The following is a 26,703-nucleotide window of genomic DNA, read 5'->3' on the forward strand; positions in this document are numbered from 1 at the left end:
CCCGGCAACCGGTGGCCGGATAGGTAAAACAACCTAGTCACCCTCCGGCGCCATGGAAGAGCGCGGGATCTTGTGCAGCGGCTCCATGGGCGCAATATCCTTGGTCAAAGACGGGTCCATATCCTGCAATTTTCGGGCGGTGACCAGCACCCGCCCCTCAAAGGAGCCCACCGCCCTATTGTACGATTCCACTGCCCGGTCAAGCCCTTTGCGCATATCATGGAAATGATCCCCCAGTACCCCCAGACGCTCGTAGAGAGTGCGCCCCAGCTCACCGATAACCTGGGCGTGCTCGGCGATCTTTTCCTGCCGCCAGCCGTAAGAAACCGCCCGCAGCAGGGCGATCAGGGTGGTGGGCGTGGCAAGGATAACCTTTTGCGCCACCCCGAATTCGATCAATTCCGGATCCTGCTCCAGAGCGGCGCTGAAAAAATTCTCTCCGGGCAGGAAAAGCACCACGAACTCCGGCGACGGCTGAAACTGCTCCCAGTATGACTTGGCGGCCAGTTGGCCGAGATGGGTACGCACCTGTCGGGCGTGCTCCTTGAGCTTGGCCTGACGGCCATCGTCATCCCCGGCTTCCATGGCCTCAAGATACGCGGACAAGGCGGTTTTGGAATCGACCACGATATTCTTGCCGTTGGGCAACCGGACGATCAGATCCGGCCGCAGCCTGCCGCTCTCGGTCTCCACCGACCCCTGTTCGACAAAATCACAATACTCCACCATCCCGGCCATCTCGACCACCCGCCGCAGCTGCATCTCGCCCCATCTCCCGCGGACCGAGGGTTTACGCAAGGCGTTGACCAGATTCGCCGTTTCCCCGTGGAGCCGGGCCTGACTGGTGGCCAGGGATTTGACCTGCTCGGTCAACCCAACATAGGCCTCGACCCGCTCTTTTTCCACCTGCCGGATCTGGTCATCAACCTTTTTCAGGGATTCATGCATGGGCAAAAGCAGTTCCTGAATGGAGCGCTTCCTGGTCTCCATATCGGCCATGCCCCGCTCCTGAAACTTCGCCAGGGTCTGCTGGGCAAGCTCCAGAAACCGTTGGCTGTTGCTTTGAAAGATGTCGGCGGAAATGGCCTTGAAGGCGTTGGCCAACTCCAACCTGGCCTCCTGCAAAAGCTCCTGTTTTTCCTGCAGTTGCCGCTGTTCCACCTCAAGTCGGGCCGAAAGATCCGCAGCCCTGACCTGCAACACGGCATTTTCCCGCCGCAGCCCACCCCGCTCCTCCTCCCCGGCTGCCAACCGCCGCCCCAAATCGAGACACTGCGCCTCCCGCAGTTGTACCCGCTCATCGGCCAGGGCCCGGTGTCCCGCGATACGGCTCCGCATGAGCAGCCATGCCGAGATCCCGCCGCAACACAACCCGACCGCCCCTGCCAGAAACACAACAAACGATCCATTCATCGACCAATTCCTCAAAAAAACGTTCCGACTACTCTTGCAAACAATGAAAAATATCTGGATTTCAGCCACACCTTTACTTTACAGTACGTATTGTCGTTCTTTTCGCTCACGGAGGACCGCCCACCTCAGACAACAACAGGAAGACACGCATGGCTTGGCATAGCCCCGACAGTACCGCCCGGATCGACAGCCATGAAACCCATGCGGACATTATGCCGGTTGACTTTTCCGATGAAACCATTATTTTTACTAAAATGAATATTCTGGTGCAATCCGGCACCTTTGCCCGAAGCCAAAACAATGGTTTGGCACCAAGCGTTCTTGCCCTGCTTCAAGGGGGGCCCGACCACCATTAGCCCAGGCAAGCCGAGCTCGGGCCGCATCGATCTGCCCACTACTGTAACACAGACACCAAAAGGGCTCACCTGCTGAGCCCTTTTCTTTTTTTTATTGTTAAAATATTTCCAAGGAGACGACCCATGCTCAATGACGGCGAAAAAGGAGCGGTGCTGCAACGCGACAAAGAAACCTATGCCATTGTCCCCCATCTCCCGCTCGGCCTTATTACTCCGGCGCAGCTGCGAAAAATTGCCGATGTGGCTGAAAAATACCAAACAGCCGCGCTCAAGATCACCAGTGCGGCGCGCATCGCCATTGTCGGCCTCAAAGAGTCGGACATCGACCATGCCTGGCAGGATCTGGGCATGCATCCCGGCGCTGCGGTCGGCCTCTGTGTCCGCAGCATCAAGGCCTGCCCCGGCAACACCCTATGCCGCCTGGGCCAGCAGGACGCTTTGGCCATGGGTACGGAGATTGACACGCGCTACCATGGCCTCGAATTGCCCGGCAAAATGAAAATGGGGGTCTCCGGCTGCCCCAACCAGTGCGCCGAAACCTCGGTAAAAGATCTGGGCTTGGTTGGCAAGGCCAAGGGCTGGACCATCCTGGTGGGAGGCAATGCCGCCTCCAAAGCGAGAATCGGGGTCATCCTCTGCGAAGACCTTTCCAACGAGAAAGCGCTGGCCACCAGCGAACGGATTATCACCTATTTCAAGGAAAACGCCAAAAAAGGTGAGCGGATGGGTCGATTTCTGGACCGAGTCGGTTTCGAGACCTTCAAAGCTGCCGTCCTTGCCTGATGCTTTCTGATCTCAGCTCCGCCATGGGCTTGCCGTTTATGGCGGAGTGAACCGTGCCCGTCTCTTCAACCCCGAGCGCCATCCACAAATAATATTGACAATCCTGAAGTATCGGCTATTTTAAGAGATTCATTCTTCGTAAGAGGATATGGGCCTATAGCTCAACTGGCTAGAGCCACCGGCTCATAACCGGTCGGTCCCTGGTTCGAATCCAGGTAGGCCCACCACACCAAGCCGGAACCGACAGAGCAGGAATACATTGCACGCGCAACAGGAATCAAGTCATCCGGGGACATGTTTTGGCAAGGCCAAGGCGGGTTTCCGGTCAGAAGGTGCGACCAGACAAGGTTAGCGCCTTTTTTTTATTTCAGGCTACCACGGACACCAGTAAAGGATGCCGGAAGAACTTTTCTCCACCACAACATTTCTCTCGATTCTCAACTCCATTGCCCCGTTTGCCATGGCTGAACCATGGGACAACGTCGGGCTCATGGTGGGGGATCCGGACCAGCAGGTCAGCGGGATCCTGATCGGACTCGACCCGACAGAGGCGCTCCTCCACGAAGCCCTCTCGCTGAACCTGAACACCATCCTCACCCACCACCCCCTGATTTTCCACCCTCTGAAAACAATCCCCACCAACACCCCCATGGGCCGCGTTCTGAAAACAGCCCTGGCCAACGACCTGTCTCTCATTGCCTGCCATACCAATCTCGATCTTATCGCGGCCGGGGTCAGCAATGCCCTGGCGGAAAGGCTTGGCCTGCGCGAAACCCGGCCGCTCACCGGCCAGGATCCTGCCGCTTCCGGCGCAGGCCCCGGCTTTGGCAAAATCGGCACCCTGCCCGCTCCCCTTTCCCCCGAGCAATTCTTCCGCCACCTGCTGAGCGCCCTTGATACCCCGGGCATACAGCTGGCGGGCTCTTTGCCGGAAACCATCCACACCGTGGCCCTCTGCGGCGGCAGCGGTTCTGAGCTGGCCGAGACGGCCCGGAGCCTGGGCGCCCAAGTCTATATAACCGGCGAGGTGAAGCACAGCGTCGCCCGCTGGGCCGAAGAGGCCGGGTTCTGCGTCATTGATGCCGGCCATTACCCAACCGAACACCGCATCGTCCCGGTTCTCGCTGAGATATTAACCCAATCCTGCGCCAAGCGGGGTTTTACTCCGACCATCACACCCACCACCCAACAGCACAACCCCATGCAATGGGTTGTCTTCGAAGATAACAAACCAAGATTCTGTCAACCAATAGAACCATTGAGGAAGCACAATTGAAAGCAAACATCTCGCATCTCAGGGAACTCCAGGCCATTGATCAAAAAATCAGCACTCTGGACAAGGAAATTGCTGCCAGCGCGGCAGAAATCGACGGCCGGCGCGCCAGCCTCGACGGTCACCGGGAGACCATTGACCAATTGACCGCGAAAATCGCCGCCAACGAACAACGGCGCCGGGAACTCGAGGCCGAGCTCGAAGACGAGCAGGTCAAGATCAAAGACCGGCAGGCCAAACTGATGAATGTACAAACCAACCGCGAATACCAGTCCATTCTCAAGGAAACCGAAGACAGCAAAAAAGCGAACACCCAGCGGGAAGAGGCGGTGGTCCAGCTCATGGAACAGATCGAAGCTTTGACCGCGCAGATCGAAGAAGAAACAAAGATCTGCGAAGAAGACGAAAAGATGCTGGCCGATGACATCGCCGCGGTTGAGAAAAAAACCAGCCAATTCACCGCGGAAAAAAGCAAGATTCTGAAAAGCCGCGAAAGCAAGGCCAGCGCCGTGGCCGCCAGCCTGCTCAAAAAATACACCGCCATCCGGGACAAACGCAACGGCCTGGCCATTGTTCCGGTAACCGGCGGCGTCTGCCGGGGCTGCTTCATGAACATCCCGCCCCAGTTGTACAATGACCTGATGAAGGAAGACAAGCTCATCTCCTGCCCCACCTGTCACCGCATCATGTTCCACGAGACCGAAACCACAGAAGAATAAGACAAGCGGCAACATTTCACAGAGAACACCCGCAGGATCAGAAAAGGCCAAGTTGCTGAAAATCCTTGACCTTTTCTGATCCTGCCTTTAGTTGTAGCAGTGTAGGGAGTGGGTGCATGATCGCTGGCGGTGTTTTACCGCAAGAGGAAAGTCCGGACTCCGCAGGGCAGGGAGGTTCGTAACACGAACTGGGGGCGACCCCGAGGAAAGTGCCACAGAAAACAGACCGCCGGGCAACCGGTAAGGGTGAAAAGGTGGGGTAAGAGCCCACCGCTTGCGTGGCGACACGGAAGGCACGGCAAACCCCTCCTGGAGCAAAACCAAATAGGGAAGCGTTTGAGGGCGGCCCGCCCGAAGCTTCCGGGTAGGTTGCAAGAGATGCCGGGCAACCGGCATCCACAGAGAAATGATCATGGCCCTTGCGAAAGGGTACAGAATCCGGCTTATAGCCCACTCCCTTTTTTTATCTTTAACAACATGCAGAAAGCAACAGCGATCATTGCCGCCGGCGGGGCCGGGTTACGCATGGGAACCACCACCCCCAAGCAGTTCAGCGAACTGCTTGGCGTTCCCGTGCTGATCCATACCATCCGCGCCTTTCGTAAGGTACCCGCCATCACCGCCATCATCGTGGTGGTCCCGGCGGCGCACCGGGACCACACCCAGGCTCTCCTGGCTCAGTACCAGCTGAGCGACCACTGCACGGTGGTAAGCGGCGGCAAGCTCCGCCAAGACTCGGTGCGCATCGGCCTGGCCCAGGTGGCGGCCGATTCCCCTTTGGTGGCGGTGCACGACGGTGCCCGCCCCCTCATCGCCCCCGCAGACATCCAGCGTTGCCTTGAAGCGGCGTCCCAGCACGGCGCCGCCATTATGGGGGTCCCGGTGAAGGACACCCTCAAGGATGTGGCCAAGGACGCCTCCATCCGCCATACCGTGGAGCGGCAATCCCTCTGGCAGGCGCAAACCCCCCAGATTATCCGAACCGACCTCCTGAAAGCAGCCTTTGCCAAGGCGGAGCAAGACGGGTTTGTCGGCACCGACGAGGCCTCGCTCCTGGAACACGGCGGCTGGCCGGTGATGATGGTGGCAGGCTCGGAAACCAACCTCAAGATCACCCGCCCGGATGATCTGCCCATGGCGGAGGGTATCCTCATGCAGAAACAATCCCCCTCGGAAATACGGATCGGCCATGGCTTTGACGCCCACCGCTTGGTCGCGGGCAGGCCTCTGGTCCTGGGCGGCATGGAAATCCCCCACGAACTGGGACTATTGGGCCACTCCGACGCCGATGTCCTCACCCATGCCCTGTGCGACGCCATTCTGGGCGCCATTGGCGCGGGCGACATCGGCCGCCATTTCCCGGACAGCGACCCGCAGTACAAGGGGATCTCCAGCATCAAACTGCTTGCGCATGTGGTCGAACTGGCCGCGGCAAAACATTTCCGCCTGGCCAACGGTGACATCACCGTGGTGGCCGAACGGCCCAAACTCGCCCCCCATTTTCCGGCCATGCAGAAGATTTTGGCCGAAGCCTGCCGGGTGGCGCCCGAGGCCATCAACCTCAAGGCCTCCACCACGGAACAGATGGGCTACGCCGGACGGGAGGAAGGGATCAGCGCCCACGCCGTGGTGCTGATGATAACGGGCCAGCCACGCTCATAAAACAGACTGTAACGGTTCAGCAGCGCCGCTTCGCTGCTGCCGCAGATGCAAGGAAAAGGCCTGCGAAGTGTGCTGTTGCACATGAGCAGGCCGATGACAACTCAGCGAGCACCGCGAGACTGCGAAGCGGATGTGGTACGGCTGGGCAGTTACCGCAGGGGATAAGACGCCACTCTGGTATGAAAGGCGCCCTTGGCAGTCAGTTCGCTGGCATAGAGATGAAATTCCGAAACCGCAAACTCCGGGGTGGCAAAGAGGCCATTTCCGGCCAGGAAACGATTCAGGCCGGCAAGCGGGGTGTCGCGCAATCTGGCGAGGGTGATGTGCGGAGAATACTTGCGGCCCTCCGGCTCAAGCCCCATGCCGACAAGAACGTTTTCTATCCTGTTGCGCAGCCCGCTTACCTGCTCCACCGGGGTAACCCCGGCCCAGAGCACCCTGGGCGGTTTCCGGGGCGGGAAAAACCCCAGTCCCTTGACCTGCAGAGAAAAAGGAGGGGCCTTGATGGTAGCGAGCCCCTCCTTGATATCCCGGAAGATTCCGCCGTCCACCTCGCCGATAAAGCGCAGGGTCAGGTGCATCTGTTCCCCTTGCACCCACCTGGCCCCATTCAAGCCAAGGCAGAGAGCCTGGACTTGGGCCGCGATATCCGGCGGCAGATCAATGGCCGCAAACAATCGGTACATACCCCCCCCGGCAACCGCACCCTGCTCAAGCATGTTGACAAGCGATCCACGATGGAATAGTTTTGCGTTGCATTATTCTATAAATTATTGTGCGCTATTTTATCGATTCTTTCAGCCTTTTTCCGCGGAGCAACCCCATGTTGAATACCACAACCAATGCAGTGCGCCGCCTCTGTGTCTCGATCGCCGCAGCCACCCCGGCTGAAGCGCTGGCCCTGGCCAAAGAAGCGGAACCGGTTGCCGATGTCCTCGAAATCCGGTTGGACAGCATGACACACCCGGAGATCCCTGCTTTCCTGCAAGGGATCAACAAACCCCTGTTGTTCACCAACCGCCCCACCTGGGAAGGCGGCAACTGCGCGGCCGGGGAACCGGAGCGCATCGACCTGCTCAAAAAGGCGGCGGAAGCCGGGGCTGCCTATGTTGACATCGAACTCAACGCCGAGCCCACCCTGGCCACGGAACTCATCGCTGCTGCCCGGGCAAACAACTGTAAGTCCATTGTCTCCTGGCATGATTTCAAGTGTACCGCCTCCCGCCAGGCCCTGACCGAGATCTTCCAGCGGCAATGCCGGAGCGGCGCTGATATCGGCAAGATTGTCACCACCGCCCGTTGCTTCCAGGACGTGTTTCGGGTCCTCGCCCTGCAGGAACAGGCCGCCGAACTGGGTTTTCCCCTCATCGCCTTCTGCATGGGCCCCGCCGGCATGATCAGCCGGGTGGCCAGTACCGATCTCGGCGGCTATATGACCTACGCCGCCCCGGATAACGGTCCGGCCACCGCGCCCGGCCAATTGCCCGCCTCATCCCTGCGCCGGATCTTCACGGAACTTGGCCATGGCGATTAACGGCGCCACCGAACTTTACGGGATCATGGGCAACCCGGTTTCCCACAGCCTGAGCCCGGCCATGCACAATAGCGCCTTTGCCGCTCTGGGCCTCAACAAGGCATATCTCCCCTTTGTTGTGCAGGATGTGGCCCAGGCCATGACCGGCTTCCGCGCCCTTGGCATCAAGGGGGTCAGCGTCACCATCCCCCACAAGCAAGCGGTGATGCAGTATCTCGATTCCATCGATCCGGTCGCCGAAAAAATCGGGGCGGTGAACACCCTGCTCATCGACCAAGGTGCCATCCACGGGGCAAACACCGACTGGCTCGGGGCCAACCGGGCTTTGAGCGAAAAGATCCCCCTCAAGGGCGCTTCGGTCCTGCTTCTCGGTGCCGGCGGCTCGGCCCGGGCCATCGGGTTTGGCCTGCTGGAAGCCGGGGCCTCCATCACCATTGCCAGCCGGACCCCGGAAAAAGGCCAGGGACTGGCCGCACTCCTCGGCTGCCCCTGGCTGCCCCTGGCCGACGCGGCCGGGGCCACAGGTAATATCCTGGTAAACGCCACTTCCCTGGGGATGGCCCCGCAGCAAGAACAACTGCCCATCGTCAGCGAAGCTCTGATCAACTTCAAGGTGGTCATGGACATCGTCTATGCCCCCTTGGAAACCCGTTTGTTGCAAGCGGCCAAGCAGGCCGGCTGCCAGACCATCGACGGCCTTGCCATGCTGCTCTATCAAGGCGCGGCCCAGTTTGAACTCTGGACCGGCCGGCAGGCCCCGGTGGCAGTGATGCGCCAGAGCCTGCTCACCAGCTTAGGCTACAACCCATAACGATCCCAAACCATGAAAGAAATCCGCCCCCTTGCCACCACCGACACCACCCTCACCGTGCCCGGCTCAAAAAGCCTGACCCAGCGGGCGCTCATTGCCGCGGCCCTGGCCAACGGGGAAAGCATCCTGCACTACCCCCTGGCCAGCGAGGACACCGAATACACCTCGCAGGCCCTGGCGGCCATGGGCATCGTTGTCGAACCCGGCCGGGAACAATGGCGGGTCTTGGGCTTGGGCGGGACAATCGCCACGCCAAGCCAGGAGATATTCCTGGGCAACAACGGCACCGCCACCCGCTTTCTCACCTCGGTGGCGGCACTGGGCCACGGCGACTTCACCATCAACGGCGACACCCGGATGCACGAGCGGCCGATCAAGCCCCTGATGGAAGCGCTGTCCGGCTGGGGGGTCGCTATCCGCAGCGTCCAGGATACGGGCTGCCCGCCGGTTGCCATCGCGGCCAACGGGATCAAGGGCGGCAAGACCCTGCTGCCGGAGGGAAAAAGCAGCCAGTATCTCTCCTCCCTGCTGCTGGTCGCGCCCTACGCCGAACAACCCGCCGAACTCATGGTGGCCGGAGAGGTCTTGTCCAAACCCTATGTCACCATGACCCTGGCCGTGATGCGGGATTTCGGCATTGCGGTAACCGCCAACCCCGAGCTCAATCATTTTATTATCCCCCAGGGGTGCTACCGGGCCGGAGAATATGCGGTGGAAGGCGATGCCTCCAGCGCTTCCTATTTCTGGGCGGCCGCCGCGGTAACCGGCGGGAGGGTGACGGTGGCCAACGTGCCCTCCCCGTCCCTGCAGGGGGATGCGGTCCTCGTTGATATCCTTGCCCGGATGGGCTGCGCGGTGGAGCGAACCGCTGCCGGCATCACCGTACGCGGCACCCAGGATCTGCGCGGAGTGGAGGTGGACATGGGCGACTGCCCGGACGTGGTCCCGACCCTGGCGGTGGTTGCCAGTTTCGCCAAGGGAAGGACGGTAATCAAAAATATCGCCCATTTGCGGATCAAGGAATGCGACCGCCTCCATGTCATGGTTACGGAACTAGCCAAGTTGGGGGTCAGGACAGAAGAACGAGCGGACACCATGATCATCGAAGGAAAAACGGAAGGCTCCCCCCTGCATGGTGCGGAGATTGAGACCTACAACGACCACCGCATCGCCATGAGCTTTGCGGTCGCCGGCTTGATGGTGCCCGGGGTCCGCATCCGGGAAGAAGGATGCGTGGTAAAATCATTCCCGGATTTTTGGGAACGGTTTGAACTGCTCTACCGCTAAGGCGATACGGCTTGAACAGCGCCCTCCTGCTTCCCCGCCGTTTCGGCAAAGGGCAGGGGCTGCTGCTGGCTCTTGCGATACACCGCCGCATCAAGCTGCACGCCAAGGGCAAGCATCTCCAGCAATGCCTCCTTGGCCACCGGCTTGCTGAAGAGAAATCCCTGCATCTCATCACAGCCGTGCCGGCGGAGAAACTGCAGTTGCTCCACCGTCTCCACGCCCTCGGCCACCACCCGCATTTTCAGACTCTTGGCCATGGCGATAATGGCCACGACAATGGCCACGTTATCACCCCGGCCCATGATATCCTTGACAAATCTCCGGTCGATCTTCAATTCGCCGATGGGCAGTTGCTTGAGGTAATAGAGGGAGGAGTAGCCGGTGCCGAAATCATCGATGGATATCCCTGCCCCTATTTCCCGCAACCCGCCGAGCAGAGCAAGAGCCTTCCCTTCATTTTCCATGACCGAGCCCTCGGTAATCTCAAAGATCAGACCCTCCGGTGCGATCCCGGCCTGCTCCAGAGTCTCCCGGATCTTGCCCACCAAGTCCTTCTGCCGAAACTGACGGGGAGAAAGATTCACCGACATCTTGATCCCGTAGCCCATTCCCAGGATTTCCCCCAGATCGGCACAGGCCTGGGCAAAGACCCAGTCGCCGATCTCCACGATGAGTCCGGTATCTTCGGCCATGGGAATAAAATCCACCGGACTGACTATCTCTCCGTCCTCGCGGCGCCAGCGGATAAGAGCCTCCACCCCGACAATCCTGCCCGTGCCCAGATCCACCTTGGGCTGGTAATGAAGAAAAAACTCCTGAAGATCCACGGCCTTGCGCAGGCTGTTTTCCACCGCCAGCCATTCGGTTACCCGCTTGTTCATGGCCGGGGTGAAAACCCGATAGGTATTCTTGCCGCTTTCCTTGGCGCGGTACATGGCGGTATCGGCATTCTTGATCAGGGTATCTTGATCCTGCCCGTCCTCCGGGTAAAAGGCAATACCCAGACTAACGGTAAGATAGAAATCCTGCCCCTGGAGGCTGACCACCGGAGCCAAGCCATCAATAATTCTTTGCGCGGCCAGCAGCACATCCTCCTCCTGCTCCACTCCCTCCAAAAGGACGATGAACTCATCCCCACCGTAGCGAGCCACGCTGTCACTCTCCCGCAGGCAATGACCAAGCCGAACCGCGACCTCCTTGAGCAAGAGATCGCCCACCGTGTGCCCCAGGCTGTCGTTGATCCGCTTGAAATTGTCCAGATCGAGAAACAAAACCGCCACCTTGTTTGCATCCCGCCGGGCGTGGGCCATGGCCACGCCGAGCCGGTCATGGAACAACACCCGGTTGGGCAGGCCGGTCAGGGCATCGTGGTGGGCCTGATAGCGCAATTGTTCTTCGTGCATCTTGATTTCGGTCATATCATGAAACACGCCGACATAATTAACGATGGTGCCGTAGGTGTCCCGAATGGAGGTGATGGTCAACCACTGGGGATAGATCTCCCCGTCCTTGCGCCGGTTCCAGATCTCCCCCTGCCACTGTCCCTGTTCCACCAAAGCGCGCCACATCCCGGTAAAAAATTCGTCCTCGTGGCGCTCCGACTTCAAAACCCTGGGGTTCTGACCGATCACCTCCTGCTCCCCGTAGCCGGTGATCTCCGAGAAGGCCCGGTTTATCCGCTGGATAACGCCCTCGGCATCGGTGATCACAATCCCTTCGATGCTGTTTTCAAAGACATTGTCCGAGAGCACCAACTGCCGGGTCGCATGCTTCGCCTCGGTGATATCCTGCACTATCCCCATGAGCTGAACGGCCCGGCCGCTTTCATCCCGCTTGACCTCGGCTTCGGTGTGGATGTTCCGCTCAACCCCATCCGGCCGGACTATACGAAATTCCGTGTTTCCAAAGAAATCGCCTGCCAGTAAGGTATTCAACCAAACCTGCAAATGGGGTTGGTCTTCGGGATGAACATACTGGAAAAAACCTTCGAAGCTATAGGTTCTCTCCCTCTTGCCCACCCCAAAGAGCCGATAGGTCTGCTCCGAACAGACGAGATTGTTTTTGAGCACATCCCATTCCCAATAGCCGAGGCGGGCAATATTCTGGGCCTTGGCCAGGCTTTTTTCACTGCGTCGCAGATTTTCTTCGATGCGCGTCCGTTCAAGAATCTCCTGATTCAGATCCTCATTGATCTTGGCCAGATCCACTGTCCGTTCGACAATGAGCCCCTCAAGATTATGCCGGTATTTTTCCAACTCCGCAAAACTCCTGTCAAGTTCGGCCTTGGAAGAAGAAAGAGACAGATTGGTTGCCCGCAGCTCCCGGTGCATAAGCGAAAAGGTGAAATAGAGGGAGAGAAAGGCTATGAGCACAACCACCAGGGTCAAGATGATGCTGACCCACACAAAATCGTTGAACCCCTTAACAAACCGGGTCACCTCAATGGCCAGGGCAACCCGGGCTGCGGTCTCTCCCTTGAAATCCTGAAGGGCCAGGCTGGTATCAAAGACATACCAGCGCCCTTGGATTTGTTGCGGGACGAGACTTCCTTCCGGGAAGCGAAAATCGGCCGGCAGACGGCGGAAAACATTATCACAGCACTGCACCAGGACCTGGTCCCCCAGATCCTGCACCGAAGGGGATGACTCATGCTCCAGCCCTTGCCAGCGAACCCGGTCAAAGAGCAGGGCCATCTCCGCCCCATGCACCGAGTCCAGCGCCCCCGCCCGTTCCACAAGACGGTCTGCCTTGAAGCCGAATTCAGCGGCGCCAAGGTAGGTCTCGCCATCAAAGACAGGCTGGATGATCCGGTACAAAAAACCGCCTCGGCCTGTTTCGTAGCCAGCCAACGGCTTGTGCCTACTGTTTACCTCAACAACCATAGGCCGGGAGGCAAGATCATCACCATAGTGCTCTGGCTGGTGCACCCGCAAGAAAGAGCGGTTATCCGGGGTATAAAAATGAAAATTGACAAGGGAGAGCCGTTCTTGCCGCAAGACCTCGTAGAGGGGGAGACATTGGGCCAACAGCCCGGCCCGGTCGCCTTTGGCAAATGCGGCAACCATTTGGGGACGGGTGGTCAGTATACTATGGAGCCTTAACCGATAAGGGAGGAAGGTCTGCTTGGTTGTCAGATCAATAAGCGCCTGCACATGGTGCTGCTCGGCTCCAATCCGCGTTTCAAAATCATTGTGCCGAGACCGGATCCCCCAAAACAAAAACATCCCGGCCAGACAGAGAATTGTTCCCAGCACGGTCAAGGTGGCTTTCCATTGTCGCAACAAAGACATGTATTTTTTCCCTCAATAAGCTGATCAATAAAGGGCAAACATCGTAACAACAGCCGGGCCGACTTTATCCCCGCTCGGGGCTCAGCATTCCTGCGGCCCCGAGCAAGGCCCAGCCAAGAGCATCACTCTCTTCGCCACTGTACCCCGGATCCTGCCGCCGGCCGGCATAATGGGCCAGCAACCGGGTGGCCAGTCGTTTCCCCAATTGCACGCCTTCCTGGTCAAAGGAGTTGATATTCCAGATAAATCCCTGAAAGACCACCTTGGCCTCATAGAGCGCCAGAAGAGCGCCCATGGTGTAGGGGGTCAAACGGTCAGCCAGAAGCAGGGAACTGGGACGATTTCCGGGGAAACGCCGGTTGGGGTTGTCCTCCGGCTGGCCGGTGGCCAGGGCAAGGGCTTGAGCCAAGAGGTTGGCCACCAATTTTTCCTGGGAGGTGGTCTGCTCGATCATCAGGTCGGAGCCATGTTGGCTCGTGCGAAAGCCAATGAACTCGACGGGAACAATGGCGGTCCCTTGATGGATCAACTGGTAAAAGGCATGCTGGCCATTGGTCCCCGGTTCGCCCCAGATGATGGGGCCGCTCTTCCAGGCAAGGGGCTTGCCCTGCCTGGTCACGGACTTGCCGTTGCTTTCCATGTCGCATTGCTGGAGATGCGCGGTAAAACGAACAAGCGCCTGACTGTACGGCAGGATGGCAAGGGTTTCGCTCCCGAGGAAGCTATGGTTCCAGATGCCCAGCAGGGCCAGGAGCAGGGGGGGATTGCAGAGGATGTCCTCTTCTTCCGCCGCCAGATCCATGGCCTGCGCTCCCCGGAGGATCTCGAGAAGCTGCGGGTATCCCAAAGCAAACCCGAGCATCACAGCGCCAACCATGGAGGTGGCGCTGTAGCGCCCGCCGATGGAGTCGAACATATAAAAAGAGCGGAGATACCGGGCGGGATTGTCCATGGGCGACCCCTTGCCGGTAACCGCAAGGAAATGACGCTCCGGCTCCAGCCCGGCTTCGGAAAAAGCCTTGCGCACCAGCGCTTCGTTGGTCATGGTTTCGAGGGTGGAACCGCTTTTCGACACCACATTCACCAAGGTTCTGGACAGATCAAGACCGCTCAAGGTGGCGGCCGCATCATCCGGGTCCACATTGCTGATGAAATGCACCCGCCGCCCCGGAAATTTATAAGCGGCCAGGGCCAGATACAAGGCCCGGGGTCCGAGGTCGGACCCGCCGATCCCCACCTGGATCAGGTCAGTAAACACCTCCCCGGCCGCATTGACAATGCTTCCCGCTTCCAGGGCCGTCAAGAAATCAGCCAGCTTTACCAACTCACCCTTGGCCTGCTCCGTCGCCTCAGGCGCCTGACTGCCTGGGGCAAAGATATCACGGCAGGCAGTGTGCAGCACCTGGCGCTCCTCGCTGGCGTAGCCCTCGATCCGGTTCAGCACCGCACCCTTTTTCATCAGCCGAAACTGCGCCACCGCCCCGCTCTCTTCTGCGAGCTTTTGCAGGGCCGCGAGGACCGGTTCGTCCACCCGTTGGGTGGAATACAAGAGATCAAACCCGGCAGCATGGGTGCGATAGCGGCGGATTCTCGCAGGAGATAAGGCGTCTGGCGCCGTCAGGTCATAGGGTGCCCTGGCAAGCGCCCCAAGCTCCGCAAAAGAAGCCATCTTGTTGAAATCACGAGAAAAATAGAGCGATGCATCGTGTTGCTTTCCAGATTCGGCTGACTGCTCCATAAAAAAAATCCCCATTCCCCTCAGAATTTCATGGATATACGAATAAAAAATGTTAAAAAATAAGATGTTATCTGCTACATAATAATGTTAATTATCTAGCAACCGACAGATACTCATCCCTTGCGAGGGTATCTTATCATAACCGGGCCATATCATTGCATAAGACTTACACGGTTGCATATTTTTTTTCTGTGGAGCCGCTGACGAAAAATCCCGCCTTTCGCCAGCCCGAGCGCATGCCTGTTCGATTTTCCTTTTTCACTCTAACCTCCAGGGAGTAGAAGCCCGCCATGGAAACAGTTGCCGCTGAAAAAGACCTCTTTCGCTCCTGCGAGATCATCTTTGGCCCGGAGCTCACCATCTCCCGCGAATTTCTCGACTATCTCCAGCTCTCCGGCATTAAAAGCGCCTACCGCAAGCGGGCCATGGAAACCCATCCCGACCGGGCCGCTCTCGAAAATGAACGGATACGCCGGCAACGTCACGATCTGTTTCATTCCGTGCAAGAGGCGTATGAAAATCTGATCACCTTTCTTGACGCCAAGGAAAAAGGCTACTGCCTGCCTCCCCCTGCCCCCCAAGCGCAACCGCGGAGGCAGCCCTCCCGGCCGGCGCCGGCCAGACCCCAGCAGGCAAAAGCGAAGCATACCGCCTCCGGCCCCCGCCAGGAGGCAAAAGATGGCAGCCAGACAAAGGGGAGTTTTCACAACAGCTCCAGCCAGCCTTCTGCTTTCTGGGATACGGAAAGCCTCTACCAGGGACCCCTGCCGAACCGGCGGTTGCTTCTTGGCCATTTTCTGTACTATTCCGGCCTGATCAACTGGCGGACCATCATCCAGGCCCTTATCTGGCAACGCACGGAACGACCGAGGTTGGGAGAAATCGGCCAGCGTTTCGGCCTGCTCAATGAAACCGATGTGGTCCATATCCTCCGCAACCGTCCCATATTGCAACCCTTTGGCCAGACCGCCATGGACCTCGGCTTTCTTTCCGAGCCGCAGCTCCGGATGCTTGTCACGCACCAGAAACGGCTGCAAAAAAAATTCGGGGAATTCTTTCTTGAAAAACAGATTCTGGACCCCAATGAATTGCGCGCCCTGCTCAAGCAATATCAAGAGCACAACGCCAAAATCTCCGGCCAGATGCACGGATCTGCGTTCCGCCGCTGATGCTCTTTATCCCGGCACAATGGCACCACGCTCCCAGTCTACTACTCCCAAGCCGCTTCCTTCCGCCCGAGCCCAGAATTAGCCCCAATGTATAATAATCTCATCTACCTTTTGGTCGTCATCCTGATTCTTACCACCGGAGGGGTTCCAGAGCAGCCCCAGATCCCATGGCCCGTAGTCCTTTTGCTTTTTTGTGCCAAAGGGGTTCTTTTCAGCCAGTTGGCCCGTTATTTCTTCCGGCGCAATCCCGACAACACCGCAGCCCGCTATCTCGCTGCGGAACAGCGCCTCTCCATCCTGGCCATTGTTTTTCTGGCGGTGGACATCTTCCTGCTGGAAGGGGGCTACTACCTGAGTCTCCTGCCGCTCACCAAAGAGCTCCCGATCCTTGGCCACCTCGCCGGGATCATGGTCTTTTTCGGTTATCTCTGCCTCCTCTGGCTGGCAGCGCTTCCCAGCTACAAGGAAATTTTCAGCAGAGCCCTTACCGCCCGCTCATTTGTGGCGGCAAACCTCAAGATCAATCTCGCCATCCTTCTGCCCTGGCTCATCATCTCCATTTTTTTCGATCTGCTCCAGCTTGCCCCCTTTCCCCAGATGCAAGAATTTCTGGCCTCTCCCTGGGGCGAGCCCATCCTGATGCTGCTCTCTCTCTTCGGCCTGATCTTTTTTCTCCCCCTGGCCATTGTCCGCCTCTGGCGCTGCACCCCGCTCCCGCCGGGCCCAGCACGGCAGCGCATCGAAGATTTCTGCCGCAGCCAGCAATTGCGCTTTGCCGACATTCTGCTTTGGCCGCTCTTTGAGGGCCGCATGCTGACCGCCGGGGTCATCGGCCTCAACCGCCGTTTCCGTTACCTCCTGGTTACCCCTGCCCTGCTCGAATCCACAACCCCGGAAGAGATGGAAGCGGTCATGGCCCATGAACTGGGACATGTCAAACACTTCCATCTCCAGCTCTACCTCTTTCTTTTTCTCGGCTTTGGTCTGCTGACCCAGGTGAGCGGCGCCCCAATCATTTTGCTCCTGCTCAGCTCGGAGCTGTTTTACCGGCTCATCCCGCTGAGCGGGAAATCTCCGGAAACCATCCTCGCTTTGGCGAGCGCCGCCATTCTTTTTGCCCTGATGCTCGGCTATTTCCGTTTCGTCTTTGGCTTTTTCATGCGCAACTTTGAACGACAGGCGGACCTCCATGCCATGGCCGCCATGGGACACGCCTCCCCCCTGATCCGGGTCTTTGAAAAGATCGCCCTGCTCAGCGGCAACATCCGGGACTTACCCAGCTGGCACCATTTCGGCCTGGGACAGCGCATCGACTACTTGCACCGCTGCGAAAAAAATCCCGCCGAGATAGCCCGCCATCACCGCAAGGTTCACCTGGCCTTGCTCTGCTACACCATAGTGATCCTGGCCGGCGGCTTTGCGGCCTGGCGCATGCCCCAAGACCTTCTGGGCGAAACCCCCAAGGCCAGATTCGCCGAGGCCCTGATCCGACAAAAAATCCGCGAACAGCCCGATAAGTCCCTCTGGTTTCAGGTACTGGGAGATCTGCAATACACCCGCAATCAAGAACATGCTGCCCGCACATCTTATGAGCAAGCGCTTCGCCTTGATCCTGCCAATACCGAAGCCCTGAACAATCTGGCCTGGCTCCTCCTCACAGCCCAGGACCCTGCGTTGCGCAACCCGGCAAGAGCCTTGCCCCTCGCGGAGAAAGCCGCCGCCAAAGAAAAAACTCCGATGGTGCTCGATACCCTGGCCACGGCGCACTGGGCAAATGGCAATCTGCAGGAAGCGCTGGCCCTTGAAACAGAAGCGCTTGCCAGGGCAAGGATGCACCAGGACTTTTACCTTGGCCAGATGGAAAAATTCCGCACCAGCCAGTATTCCTCATCCACCCTCTTCCCGGAAGCAGGGCAGAGCTCCGTGACTCCGTGAGGGCACAGATGGCGATACAGGGCTTGGTTATCATCAATACGGGACACGGCAAGGGGAAAAGCACGGCGGCTTTCGGGCAGGCAGTGCGGGCGGCAGGCCAGGGATTAAAGGTCTGCATCATTCAGTTCATCAAAGGGAAGACAACAACCGGCGAGGCGAAAGCCATCACCACCGCCTTTCCCGACCAGATTGAATTGCATCTCGCCGGCACCGGCTTTACCTGGCAGCAGGACAAGGAGACCGTCAGAAAGGCGGCCCTGGCTGGCTGGCAGCTGGCCAGGGAAAAAATTGTCAGCGATGGTTACGACCTGATCGTCCTCGACGAACTCACCTACCTGATCACCTACTCCCTTGTTCCGGAAGAGGAGATCCTCGCCCTGTTCCAGGCGCGACCCAAACGGCTGCATCTGGTTATCACCGGCCGCGATGCCAGCCCGGGGCTCATCGCCTATGCGGACCTGGTTACCGAGATGTGCGCCATAAAACATCCCTACCAGAAAGGGATCAAGGGCCAGAAGGGTATCGAATACTGAGGGGCGACACGCCGATCATGCTCCGGGCTGACCGGCCCGGCCGGAAATAAGAGCAAGCTCCGCCAAGGAGTGTCCCCGCTTCAGGGCTTGGCCGATGGCCGCGCCAAAGGCGAAGGCTTCTTCCTGCTGCTCCCGGCTGTGCCCATAACGCGGATAATATCGCGCGAGCCATCCGGACCGCTCCGGCACCCGACCGGCAAGCTTGAGAAATACCCCGATGGTCCGCCAAGGCTCCTTGGTGGGATGGGCAAAAACCATGCGGTTGACCACCACGGCCCCTAAACGCTGTAGCTGGAAACGCAATCCCAGCCAATGCATCCGCCAATAGCCCCGGCAGGAAATCAGCGGCAGGACCTGCTGGCCGGCAAAAAGCCTTGCCCCATCCCGGTCCAGCAAGGAGAGGACCGGGCCGCTGGGATTATAGGACCAGGTGGGACCGGCGAGAACAATCAGATCATAATGTTCCCAGCAGCTGGCAGGCAGGGGCTGGATGGGAATCCTCCCCCGCAAAAAAGTGGTGAGCATCATGACCAGGGTGGCCACCACGGTGCCGATGGGAAAATGACGGGGCTCGAGGGGCTGGAGCCGTTCACAGACCACCTCCACCCCCTGCGCCTCAAGACCGGCGCCCAACCGGTGCACAAGGCCGCTGGTCTGGGCGCTGAACGAATAATAGAGGATGAGAACCTTCATCGATTTGGCATCTGCGGGCTGCATGCTTATTCTTTGGCCCCATTGAGAAAAAGGCCGCTCCACTTTCAGCGAACCGCCCTTGCTGTTGCGCTTTTTTCGTTACGGCCCCGGACAATATCGGGTAAAATCCCTTATACCATATATAATGATATCCCTGAAGAGGGAAACCTGCCAGCACCCTTGGCAGACCGGAAATTTATCACGGTCGCCGCCGAGCCCTTCAGCCCCGGACACACACGCCATGCCTGAAATACACGAAATAATCATTGTCGGCGCGGGCCTTTCCGGTTTGAGCGCCGCCCATTTCCTGGGCCAAAGCGTGCCGGACCAGGATATCCTCATTCTTGAACAGGATGATCGCCCGGGCGGCGCAGTGCGCTCTTTTCGGGAAGAAGGGTATCTGGCCGAATGGGGGCCGCATGGCTTCCTGGACAACAACCCCGCCAGCCGCGCCCTGCTCCGCGAAACCGGCCTGGAGCGCATTGCCCAAAAAGCCCCCCTCGGCAGCTTTGTCCGCTATGTCTGCCACGGGGGACGCCTGGTGCAACTGCCGCAGAAACCGCAGGCATTGCTGACGACCCCGCTCTTATCTCCGCTGGGAAAATTACGGCTGTTGGGCGATCTTTTCAAAAAGCCGCGTCTCGAAGAGCAAAGCGTCGGACAATGGGCAGCATACCGCTTCGGCCCAGAGGTTTTGCCCCTGGTGGATGCGGCAATCACCGGCACCTTTGCCGGGGATTATGAGCGCCTCAGTATCGATGGCGTGATGCCGGGGGTGCGCGCCCTGGAAAAAGAAGCGGGCTCGGTGCTCAAAGGGCTGCTGCAGAAAAAAAAGGGGGCAGGGGCAGGGACACTGCCGGCCATGACCAGCTTTCCCCTGGGGATGGAACAGCTCATCACCACCCTGGCAACAGGAGCGAACATCCTCTATCACCAGCCGGTACGGGCAATCACCCGCCAAGATGACGCCTGGGAGATCCAGACCGAGACGAAAACCCATCGGGCAGCCACCGTCATTCTCGCCCTGCCGGTCAATGCCGCCCTTGCGCTGTTGGCAGCCCATGCCCCGCCCCTGGCCGCTCTCCCCACGGCCAGCATCGCCACGGTGGCCCTGGGCTTTTCCGACACGGCGCAGGTGCCCTTTGGCTTCGGCTATCTGGCCCCGGAACGGGAAAAGCGCTTCGCCATGGGCGCACTTTTTTCCACCCACATGTTTCCGGGAAGAGCGCCCCAAGGGAAGGTGCTGCTGGAAGCCCTGGTCGGAGGCCGCCGCCATCCCGAACGGCTGGAGCTCTCCGACGAGGTCTTGGTCGGCCGAATCTATGATGATCTCCGCCAACTCCTCCCTCTGCCCGAGCCCCCCTGCTTCAGCCGGGTGCTCCGCGGCCCCAGTGCCATCCCCCAGCTGGAGATGGGCTATCCCGCGCTGCTGGCCTGGAAGGATTCCCTGGAACAACGATTGGACGGCTTACATCTCTGCGGCTTCGGCTGGGAAGGCATCGGCATGAACGACATGATGAAGACGGCCAAGACAGTGGCCGACAGAATATTGCACCGGGCGAGCGACAAACAACAACAGGCCGAGGTCCGGCCGGTTTATTTTTAAGCAGCCAGGAAAGAAATCCCTGTTACGACGGCTTCAGCATGGACTGGGCTGCTTGCTCGGCTGGCCAGGCACGGGTCTGGGCCATGGTTTTGTCGAAGCACTCCGGACAGAAGCCATGGGAGACCCGGACCTCGGACTCGACCATCTGCTCAAGCCAATCCCCCTGACACTTCACCCTGCGACAGACACAACAGATCGTTCGCATATCCCCCCCCCTTGTCCACATGTGCTCAGACGCCGCCCCCGCGGCATCCGCAGACCCTTTGCTGCCTTACCCCTGATTTTGCAAACGTTCCGCCAGATGTTCAACCTGCCCCCGAATACTGCCGCTGCGGACAATGGCTTCGGTAATAACCCGGATGGAATGCACCACCGTGGAATGATCCCGGTTGAATGCCTTGCCGATCTCGGACAGGGCCTCTTCGGTGAGCTTTCTGGCCAGATACATGGAAACCTGCCGCGGAAAGGCGATGGTCTTTTTCCTCGCCTTGGACTGCATCTCTTCGATGGAGACATCAAACTGGCCGGCCACGAAATTACGGATCAAGACGGAGGACAACTCCTGCCGCTGCCCGATGATCCCGGCGACGATCTCCTTGACCATGTCCAGGTCGGGCATGGTTTTATGCAGGGAGGCCTTGGCCTTCAGGCCGATGATGGCGCTTTCCACCCGACGGATATCGCCCTGGATCCGGTCGGCCAGAAACTCGATGATCTCCCCGGAGAGCGTTAGTTTGTTGTTGCGGGCCTTACGCTCAATGATCAGGCAACGGGTCCGCCGGTCCGGCGGGTTGATGGTGGTAATCAGCCCGGAGGAGAGCCGGGAACGCACGCCGTCATCGATGTCCGGGATATTGCGCGGGGAAACGGCCCCGGTGAAGATCACCCTTTTGCCGCAATCCATCAGGACATCAAGGGCCTCGGCAAGCTCGGCCTGGGTCTTGGTCCGACCGGCCAGGGATTGCACATCCTCCATCAGCAGCACATCACACTGGTTATGATATTTTTCCTTAAAATGGTCCATGGTGTTATTCTTGATGCTGCGCACCATTTCCGAGGTGAGCTGCTGGGAGGTGACATAATGCAGCCGGGTTCCCGGAGAGTGGCTCGTTACATAGTGAGCCACCGCATGGGTCAGATGGCTTTTGCCCAAGCCCGTTCCCGCTTCAATAAACAGGCAGGGGCTTAAGGCGGAATCGCCGCCGGCCATGGCCTCGCAGGCCGCATACGCCATGGCGTTGGACTCGCCGACCATGAATTCGTCAAAGGTATAACGCGGGTGCAGGGTCCGGACCGTGGAGCGCGCCACCGGCATGCTGGGCAAACGGAGCTGGCTCTGTTTCTTTTCCGGTTCCGGCAAGAGCGGCACCCCATTCCCGGCGGTATCCACGGAAAGGCGCACCGCCCCGCCGGTATAGCCGACATCCTGCAAGGCGGCCTGAATATCACCCAGATAGTTATCCTTGACCCAAGAGCAGAAATACGGGTCCGGCCCCGCCAGTTCGACGCTCTGGGCATCGTCATGGACGCATTGTAAAGGTTCGATCCACAGCTTGAAATCACTGTCGGATACTTTCTTCGACAAAACACTCTTAACTCGTTGCCAAAGCATCTTTTTCCCCTGGTTCACTGACAAAAAAACAACCGATTAAAGCGAATTGAGACCGCTGAGATAATTTCTGCCCGTTTTTTTAAAGGAAAAGCATGCCCCCTGTCAAAACCGTTCTCAAGGAATTTGCCCCCCCCGGCTTGCCAAGTTTTCAACAGCCCATAACCCCAGGTAAACGGGAGAAAATCTCCTGGAAACCCTCTAAAAACTGGATATTTCGCCCCTTTTGCCGGCAACGGCAAAAACCGCAAAATTCCATACGGTTAGAGCCTGAAGGCGAGAAGAAAATATCATTTCATTAAGCACTAAACCTTTAACATTTCTCTTCATATCTCATTATTACTGCTATTATCTCATTTTATCTTCTTTCTTACTTCGGTATCTTTTTTCTGTTCTTGGCATGCCCCTGTTCTCTCGGTTTTTTTCCTCAAAACATTTTTTTATGCTATACCTTAAAGAAGTTTACCCCTAAGGAGACCCGCCATGGACCCAGCCCAACTTATTCCCACCCCAGACACCATCCCGGCCCCCTGGGGCTTTTTTGAGTTTTTCCTTATCCTGACTTTTTTCGCCCATCTTCTCTTCATGAACGCCATGCTGGGCACTGCCATAATCGCCATGCTCAGGGAAATGCGGACCCCATCGACCGCCCCGCCGCCCTGCCAAGATATCGCGAACAAACTGCCATACACCATCGCCTTTGCCGTGAACTTCGGGGTGGCCCCCCTTCTTTTTCTCCAGGTTCTTTACGGCCATTTCATCTATACCAGTTCCATTCTCATGGGGGTGTACTGGCTTTCCATCATCGGCTTGCTCATTCTCGCCTATTACAGCGCCTACCTCTATAAAATGGCTTCCGGCCTGCCCTCCGCCTCGCGAAAACGAACGCTGGGTACAAGCATCCTGCTTCTGCTGATCACTGCCTTTCTCTTTGTCAACAATATAACCCTGATGCAGACCCCGCAGAGCTGGGAGGTGTATTTTCACAGACCGGACGGCACCTTCCTGAATCTGGCTGAGCCGACCCTGCTCCCCCGCTACCTCCACTTTGTCGTGGCCTCGGTGGCGACAGGCGGACTTTTCTTGGCGATTCTCGCCTTTTTTCAAGGCAAAAAAGATCCTGCCGGGGCAACAAAACGGCTGAGCACAGGGATGAAATGGTTTACCTACGCCACGGTGGTCGAAATCGGCACCGGCATCCCCTTCCTTTTTTCCATGCCAAAAAACGTGCACCAGCTCTTTGTCGGCGGTGCCCTCCTGCCCACCCTCCTTTTTATCGCCTCGCTGGTCGCGGCCGGGTTCTGTCTTTACTATGGCACCAAGGAGCGGGTCTGGCCGGCCACTGTCGCCATGGCCGCAACGATCCTTTTCATGGTGCTGGTGCGGGATCTGGCCAGACAGGCCTATCTGGCCCCCTACTTTCATCCCGCCGACCTGCAGGTCGTGCCGCAGTGGTCGCCGATGTATCTTTTTCTGGCGATACTGGTGATCGGGGTTGCGGTTATTATCTATATGCTTAAACTCGCGGCCCGGGTGCCCGAGGAGGTACGCTAATGAATTATCCGATCTGGCAGTTGGATTTTTCCGGTGGCGGCTTGCTCATCGCCCTGATCGCCATCCTGCATGTGTACATCTCCCATTTTGCCATCGGCGGCGGCCTCTTTCTCGTGCTCACCGAGATGAAAGGGTACCGGGAAGGCTCCCAGGAGATCCTTGATTATACCCGCAAACACACCAAGTTCTTTCTGCTCCTCACCCTGGTACTGGGTGCCATCACCGGGGTGGGCATCTGGTTCACCATTGCCCTGATCGCCCCGGCCGCAACCTCGGTCCTTATCCACAACTTTGTTTTCGGCTGGGCCATAGAGTGGCTCTTTTTTCTCGGCGAAATCGTCGCCATCCTCATCTATTACCAGACCTTTGGCCGCATGGAACGACGCAGCCACCTGATCATCGGCTGGCTCTATTTCATCTTTGCCTGGCTCTCCCTTTTTGCCATCAACGGGATCATCGGCTTCATGCTGACCCCCGGCAAATGGCTGACCACCGGCAACTTCTGGGACGGGATCTTCAACCCCACCTTCTGGCCGGCCCTTTTCTTCCGCACCTTCCTCTGCCTCATGCTGGCAGGCCTTTACGGCTTCCTGACCTCCACCGCCATTAAGGACGAGGGGTTTCGCTTACGCATGGTGCGCTACTGCGCCACCTGGCTGCTCGCCCCCTTTCTCCTCTTTCTCGCCTCCGCCTACTGGTATGTGCAGAGCCTGCCGGAAGGCCCCAAGGGTTGGCTGCTCAACCTCGACGCCACCCTGGCTCCCTATCTCACCTTCTTTGTCTGGGGCTCCCCCATTCTCTTTCTTGGCGGGTTGCTCATGGTCATCCGGCTGCCGCAGACCGCCAAGCGGGCTCTGGCCGTGCTCCTGCTCCTGCTCGGCATTGCCTACATGGGCTCCTTTGAGTACATCCGGGAGGGCAGCCGCAGACCGTACACCATCTCCGGGCATATTTACGCCAACTCCATCCTGGTCAAGGATCTGGCCGCGGTTTCCGAAAAAGGCGTCCTCGCTTCGGCCAAGTGGGTCAGCAAGGATATCACCGAGGCAAATCGGATGGTGGTCGGCAGACAGATCTACAACATCTTCTGCGCTTCCTGCCATTCCATCGGCGGGCCCATCCGCGACATCCGAAAATTGAGTGCCAAGTATGCTTCGGTCTATGTCATGGAGGGAGAGATCGGCGGCCAGGGAAAACTCATCGGCTGCATGCCGCCCTTTCCCGGCACGGAAGCAGAACGCAACGCCCTGGCCACTTTTCTGGTGGAAGGTTTGCAGGGCAAGAAACAGCCTGCAGCCAGGGCACAACTCATCACCCCGCCCCTGCCCCCTTTGCCCTTTGAGCCAGATTCCTCCGAGTATATTCTCCTCGCCTGGAACTCCCTGGGCATGCACTGCATGACCGATGCGGACAGCTATTTCAGCATCCTGCCCCCGGGCAATACCCTCCAGGCGCAGCTGATCAAACGTGGACCTATCCCTTCCGTTATTACCGACGGCGTAATCCTCTCCTATCGGGTGGAGCCGGGCTTTGAAAAACCGGCCGATAAGGTGGATTTCTGGAAATACCTCCCTTCCCTTTACGGCACCAGCAAACCGGACAATATCGGCTTAAGCGATAACGGTCTTGCCGGGAACATGACCCCCCATGCGGAAAGCAAGGCTTTTGTCGCCGACAAGGTGCCGGTGGTGCCATACCCGGATGCGGGCGGCTATATGCCCTACCCATCCTTCACCATTGAAGCGAGGGATAAGGGGACCAACGGGCTGCTCGCTTCCACCCGCATGATTGCGCCGGTTTCCACCGAGATGGGCTGCAACAACTGCCATGGCGGCGGCTGGAGCAAGGGAGTTGCCGGGATCTCGCCGGTGCCGACCAAGGATTTCCTTTCTGTCCATGACCGTTTCAATAAAACCACCCTTCTCGCCTCGGCCAAGCTCGGGAAACCGGTGCTCTGCCAAAGCTGCCATGCCGACCCGGCCCTGAATGCTCCGGGCAAGCCAAAACTCCTCAATCTGTCCGCCGCCATCCACGGCTGGCATGCCAACTTCCTGACCGGTCGCGGGGCCGAGGCCTGCGGTCTCTGTCACCCCAACAATCCGCAGGGCAGCACTCTCTGCCTGCGCGGCATCCATAATGATGCCGGCTTAACCTGCATCAACTGCCACGGCACCCTGGAAGATCACGCCCTCTCTCTGCTTGTGGCCGAGAAAAAGGCGGGCAAGAAGGGGGCGGACCGGCTGATGCAGCACCTGAAACCCCGGACGGCACCAAGCCTGGCCGAGATCAAGCCGCGCACCCCCTGGCTGAACGAACCGGACTGCCTCACCTGCCATGTCAATTATGGCCCGCCGGAGACGGACAGCGCCTTTAATGTCTGGACCAAGGACGGCAGCGGGCTCTACCGCAATCGCCATGACGAGTCGGGCAGCATCCATTGCGCCACCTGCCACGGCAGCCCGCACGCCATCTACCCGGCCACCAACCCCTACGAAAGGGAGCGGGACAACTTCGGCCCCCGGCAGTACCAAAACAACCCCTATCCCATCGGGGCCAATAAAAACTGCAAGGTCTGCCATACCATTGAAATGGAGGTGGAGATGCACCACCCCAACTCCCTCAACATGATGCGCAACACCCGGGAGTAGGCAAATACCCCACCCCTGCTAGCGCAAGAGCCGGGGTATTTCCCTCTTTTCCCCTTGCCCTGCGCCCCACTCCTAGAATACAGGCGTGGG

At 58.6% G+C, this 26,703-nt stretch carries 21 protein-coding genes, 1 tRNA gene and 1 other RNA gene; 16 read left to right on the forward strand and 7 right to left on the reverse strand.

Translation table 11 applies throughout. The features are described 5' to 3' along the window. Nucleotides 1-33 precede the first annotated feature (33 nt). The gene (locus OLX77_RS02845; protein WP_307632074.1) at nucleotides 34-1,413 is read right to left on the reverse strand and encodes a DNA recombination protein RmuC; all 1,380 of its coding nucleotides are present in this window, start codon (nucleotides 1,411-1,413) and stop codon (nucleotides 34-36) included. A gap of 149 nt (nucleotides 1,414-1,562) precedes the next feature. On the opposite strand from OLX77_RS02845, the gene OLX77_RS02850 reads away from it, so the two are divergent. The 7 genes from OLX77_RS02850 to ispD all read left to right on the forward strand — a co-directional run bounded on the left by OLX77_RS02850 (nucleotide 1,563) and on the right by ispD (nucleotide 6,206). Beyond that, entirely contained in the window at nucleotides 1,563-1,769 is a 207-nt protein-coding gene (locus OLX77_RS02850) for a flagellin (protein WP_307632075.1), read from the forward strand. 123 nt (nucleotides 1,770-1,892) lie between these two features. Continuing rightward, on the forward strand, nucleotides 1,893-2,552 hold the full coding sequence (locus tag OLX77_RS02855) for a ferredoxin-like domain-containing protein (RefSeq protein WP_307632076.1): 660 nt from the start codon (nucleotides 1,893-1,895) through the stop codon (nucleotides 2,550-2,552). Nucleotides 2,553-2,702: 150 nt separating this feature from the next. Beyond that, nucleotides 2,703-2,779: transfer RNA gene (locus OLX77_RS02860), tRNA-Ile, on the forward strand. A 167-nt stretch (nucleotides 2,780-2,946) separates the two neighbouring features. Further along, the gene (locus OLX77_RS02865) at nucleotides 2,947-3,828 is read left to right on the forward strand and encodes a Nif3-like dinuclear metal center hexameric protein (RefSeq protein ID WP_307632077.1); all 882 of its coding nucleotides are present in this window, start codon (nucleotides 2,947-2,949) and stop codon (nucleotides 3,826-3,828) included. After that, nucleotides 3,825-4,544: a zinc ribbon domain-containing protein gene (locus OLX77_RS02870; protein WP_307632078.1), complete on the forward strand. Its 720-nt coding sequence runs from the start codon at nucleotides 3,825-3,827 to the stop codon at nucleotides 4,542-4,544. The genes OLX77_RS02865 and OLX77_RS02870 overlap by 4 nt, the downstream gene beginning before the upstream one ends. 104 nt (nucleotides 4,545-4,648) lie before the next feature. Next, nucleotides 4,649-5,006: RNase P RNA component class A (rnpB, locus tag OLX77_RS02875), an RNA gene on the forward strand. A 15-nt stretch (nucleotides 5,007-5,021) separates the two neighbouring features. Continuing rightward, a complete protein-coding gene (ispD, locus tag OLX77_RS02880; protein ID WP_307632079.1) occupies nucleotides 5,022-6,206 on the forward strand; it encodes a 2-C-methyl-D-erythritol 4-phosphate cytidylyltransferase in 1,185 nt (394 codons plus the stop codon). A 149-nt stretch (nucleotides 6,207-6,355) separates the two neighbouring features. On the opposite strand, the gene thpR is transcribed toward ispD, so the two are convergent. Further along, nucleotides 6,356-6,892: an RNA 2',3'-cyclic phosphodiesterase gene (gene thpR / locus OLX77_RS02885; RefSeq protein ID WP_307632080.1), complete on the reverse strand. Its 537-nt coding sequence runs from the start codon at nucleotides 6,890-6,892 to the stop codon at nucleotides 6,356-6,358. A 137-nt stretch (nucleotides 6,893-7,029) separates the two neighbouring features. On the opposite strand from thpR, the gene aroD reads away from it, so the two are divergent. Genes aroD through aroA form a run of 3 tightly spaced genes read left to right on the forward strand, consistent with a single transcriptional unit; the run spans nucleotide 7,030 to nucleotide 9,838 of the window. Beyond that, a complete protein-coding gene (aroD, locus tag OLX77_RS02890) occupies nucleotides 7,030-7,740 on the forward strand; it encodes a type I 3-dehydroquinate dehydratase (RefSeq protein WP_307632081.1) in 711 nt (236 codons plus the stop codon). Beyond that, nucleotides 7,730-8,551, forward strand: coding sequence for a shikimate dehydrogenase (locus OLX77_RS02895; RefSeq protein WP_307632082.1), 822 nt, complete (start codon nucleotides 7,730-7,732; stop codon nucleotides 8,549-8,551). Before aroD ends, OLX77_RS02895 begins: the two co-directional genes overlap by 11 nt. Nucleotides 8,552-8,563: 12 nt before the next feature. Further along, nucleotides 8,564-9,838: a 3-phosphoshikimate 1-carboxyvinyltransferase gene (gene aroA / locus OLX77_RS02900; protein WP_307632083.1), complete on the forward strand. Its 1,275-nt coding sequence runs from the start codon at nucleotides 8,564-8,566 to the stop codon at nucleotides 9,836-9,838. On the opposite strand, the gene OLX77_RS02905 is transcribed toward aroA, so the two are convergent. Further along, nucleotides 9,835-13,128, reverse strand: a complete 3,294-nt coding sequence (locus OLX77_RS02905; RefSeq protein WP_307632084.1) for an EAL domain-containing protein — start codon at nucleotides 13,126-13,128, stop codon at nucleotides 9,835-9,837. The two genes, aroA and OLX77_RS02905, sit on opposite strands and share 4 nt — an antisense overlap. A gap of 64 nt (nucleotides 13,129-13,192) precedes the next feature. Then, on the reverse strand, nucleotides 13,193-14,866 hold the full coding sequence (locus OLX77_RS02910; protein ID WP_307632085.1) for a glucose-6-phosphate isomerase: 1,674 nt from the start codon (nucleotides 14,864-14,866) through the stop codon (nucleotides 13,193-13,195). 290 nt (nucleotides 14,867-15,156) lie between these two features. On the opposite strand from OLX77_RS02910, the gene OLX77_RS02915 reads away from it, so the two are divergent. The 3 genes from OLX77_RS02915 to cobO all read left to right on the forward strand — a co-directional run bounded on the left by OLX77_RS02915 (nucleotide 15,157) and on the right by cobO (nucleotide 18,503). Next, on the forward strand, nucleotides 15,157-16,035 hold the full coding sequence (locus OLX77_RS02915) for a J domain-containing protein (RefSeq protein ID WP_307632086.1): 879 nt from the start codon (nucleotides 15,157-15,159) through the stop codon (nucleotides 16,033-16,035). A gap of 87 nt (nucleotides 16,036-16,122) precedes the next feature. Next, nucleotides 16,123-17,970 (forward strand): M48 family metallopeptidase, encoded by a 1,848-nt coding sequence (locus OLX77_RS02920; protein WP_307632087.1) that lies wholly within the window; start codon nucleotides 16,123-16,125, stop codon nucleotides 17,968-17,970. An 8-nt stretch (nucleotides 17,971-17,978) separates the two neighbouring features. Continuing rightward, nucleotides 17,979-18,503: a cob(I)yrinic acid a,c-diamide adenosyltransferase gene (gene cobO / locus OLX77_RS02925; protein WP_307632088.1), complete on the forward strand. Its 525-nt coding sequence runs from the start codon at nucleotides 17,979-17,981 to the stop codon at nucleotides 18,501-18,503. A gap of 15 nt (nucleotides 18,504-18,518) precedes the next feature. Here cobO and OLX77_RS02930 read toward each other — a convergent pair whose 3' ends face one another. After that, nucleotides 18,519-19,220 carry a flavodoxin family protein gene (locus tag OLX77_RS02930; RefSeq protein WP_307632089.1) on the reverse strand — a complete coding sequence of 234 codons (702 nt, stop codon included), beginning with the start codon at nucleotides 19,218-19,220 and terminating at the stop codon, nucleotides 18,519-18,521. A 217-nt stretch (nucleotides 19,221-19,437) separates the two neighbouring features. Here OLX77_RS02930 and hemG point away from each other — a divergent pair, with 217 nt between their 5' ends. After that, complete coding sequence (hemG, locus tag OLX77_RS02935) at nucleotides 19,438-20,802, forward strand: protoporphyrinogen oxidase (protein WP_307632090.1); 1,365 nt, start codon at nucleotides 19,438-19,440, stop codon at nucleotides 20,800-20,802. Between the two features lie 22 nt (nucleotides 20,803-20,824). On the opposite strand, the gene OLX77_RS02940 is transcribed toward hemG, so the two are convergent. Next, nucleotides 20,825-21,007: a hypothetical protein gene (locus OLX77_RS02940; RefSeq protein ID WP_307632091.1), complete on the reverse strand. Its 183-nt coding sequence runs from the start codon at nucleotides 21,005-21,007 to the stop codon at nucleotides 20,825-20,827. 66 nt (nucleotides 21,008-21,073) lie between these two features. Beyond that, the gene (gene dnaA / locus OLX77_RS02945) at nucleotides 21,074-22,414 is read right to left on the reverse strand and encodes a chromosomal replication initiator protein DnaA (protein WP_307632092.1); all 1,341 of its coding nucleotides are present in this window, start codon (nucleotides 22,412-22,414) and stop codon (nucleotides 21,074-21,076) included. A 480-nt stretch (nucleotides 22,415-22,894) separates the two neighbouring features. Here dnaA and OLX77_RS02950 point away from each other — a divergent pair, with 480 nt between their 5' ends. Further along, nucleotides 22,895-23,965 (forward strand): hypothetical protein, encoded by a 1,071-nt coding sequence (locus tag OLX77_RS02950; RefSeq protein ID WP_307632093.1) that lies wholly within the window; start codon nucleotides 22,895-22,897, stop codon nucleotides 23,963-23,965. Further along, nucleotides 23,965-26,613, forward strand: a complete 2,649-nt coding sequence (locus tag OLX77_RS02955; protein WP_307632094.1) for a cytochrome ubiquinol oxidase subunit I — start codon at nucleotides 23,965-23,967, stop codon at nucleotides 26,611-26,613. The genes OLX77_RS02950 and OLX77_RS02955 overlap by 1 nt, the downstream gene beginning before the upstream one ends. Nucleotides 26,614-26,703 lie beyond the last annotated feature (90 nt).

It is taken from the genome of Thiovibrio frasassiensis, from assembly GCF_029607905.1.
Lineage (GTDB): Bacteria > Desulfobacterota > Desulfobulbia > Desulfobulbales > Desulfurivibrionaceae > Thiovibrio > Thiovibrio frasassiensis.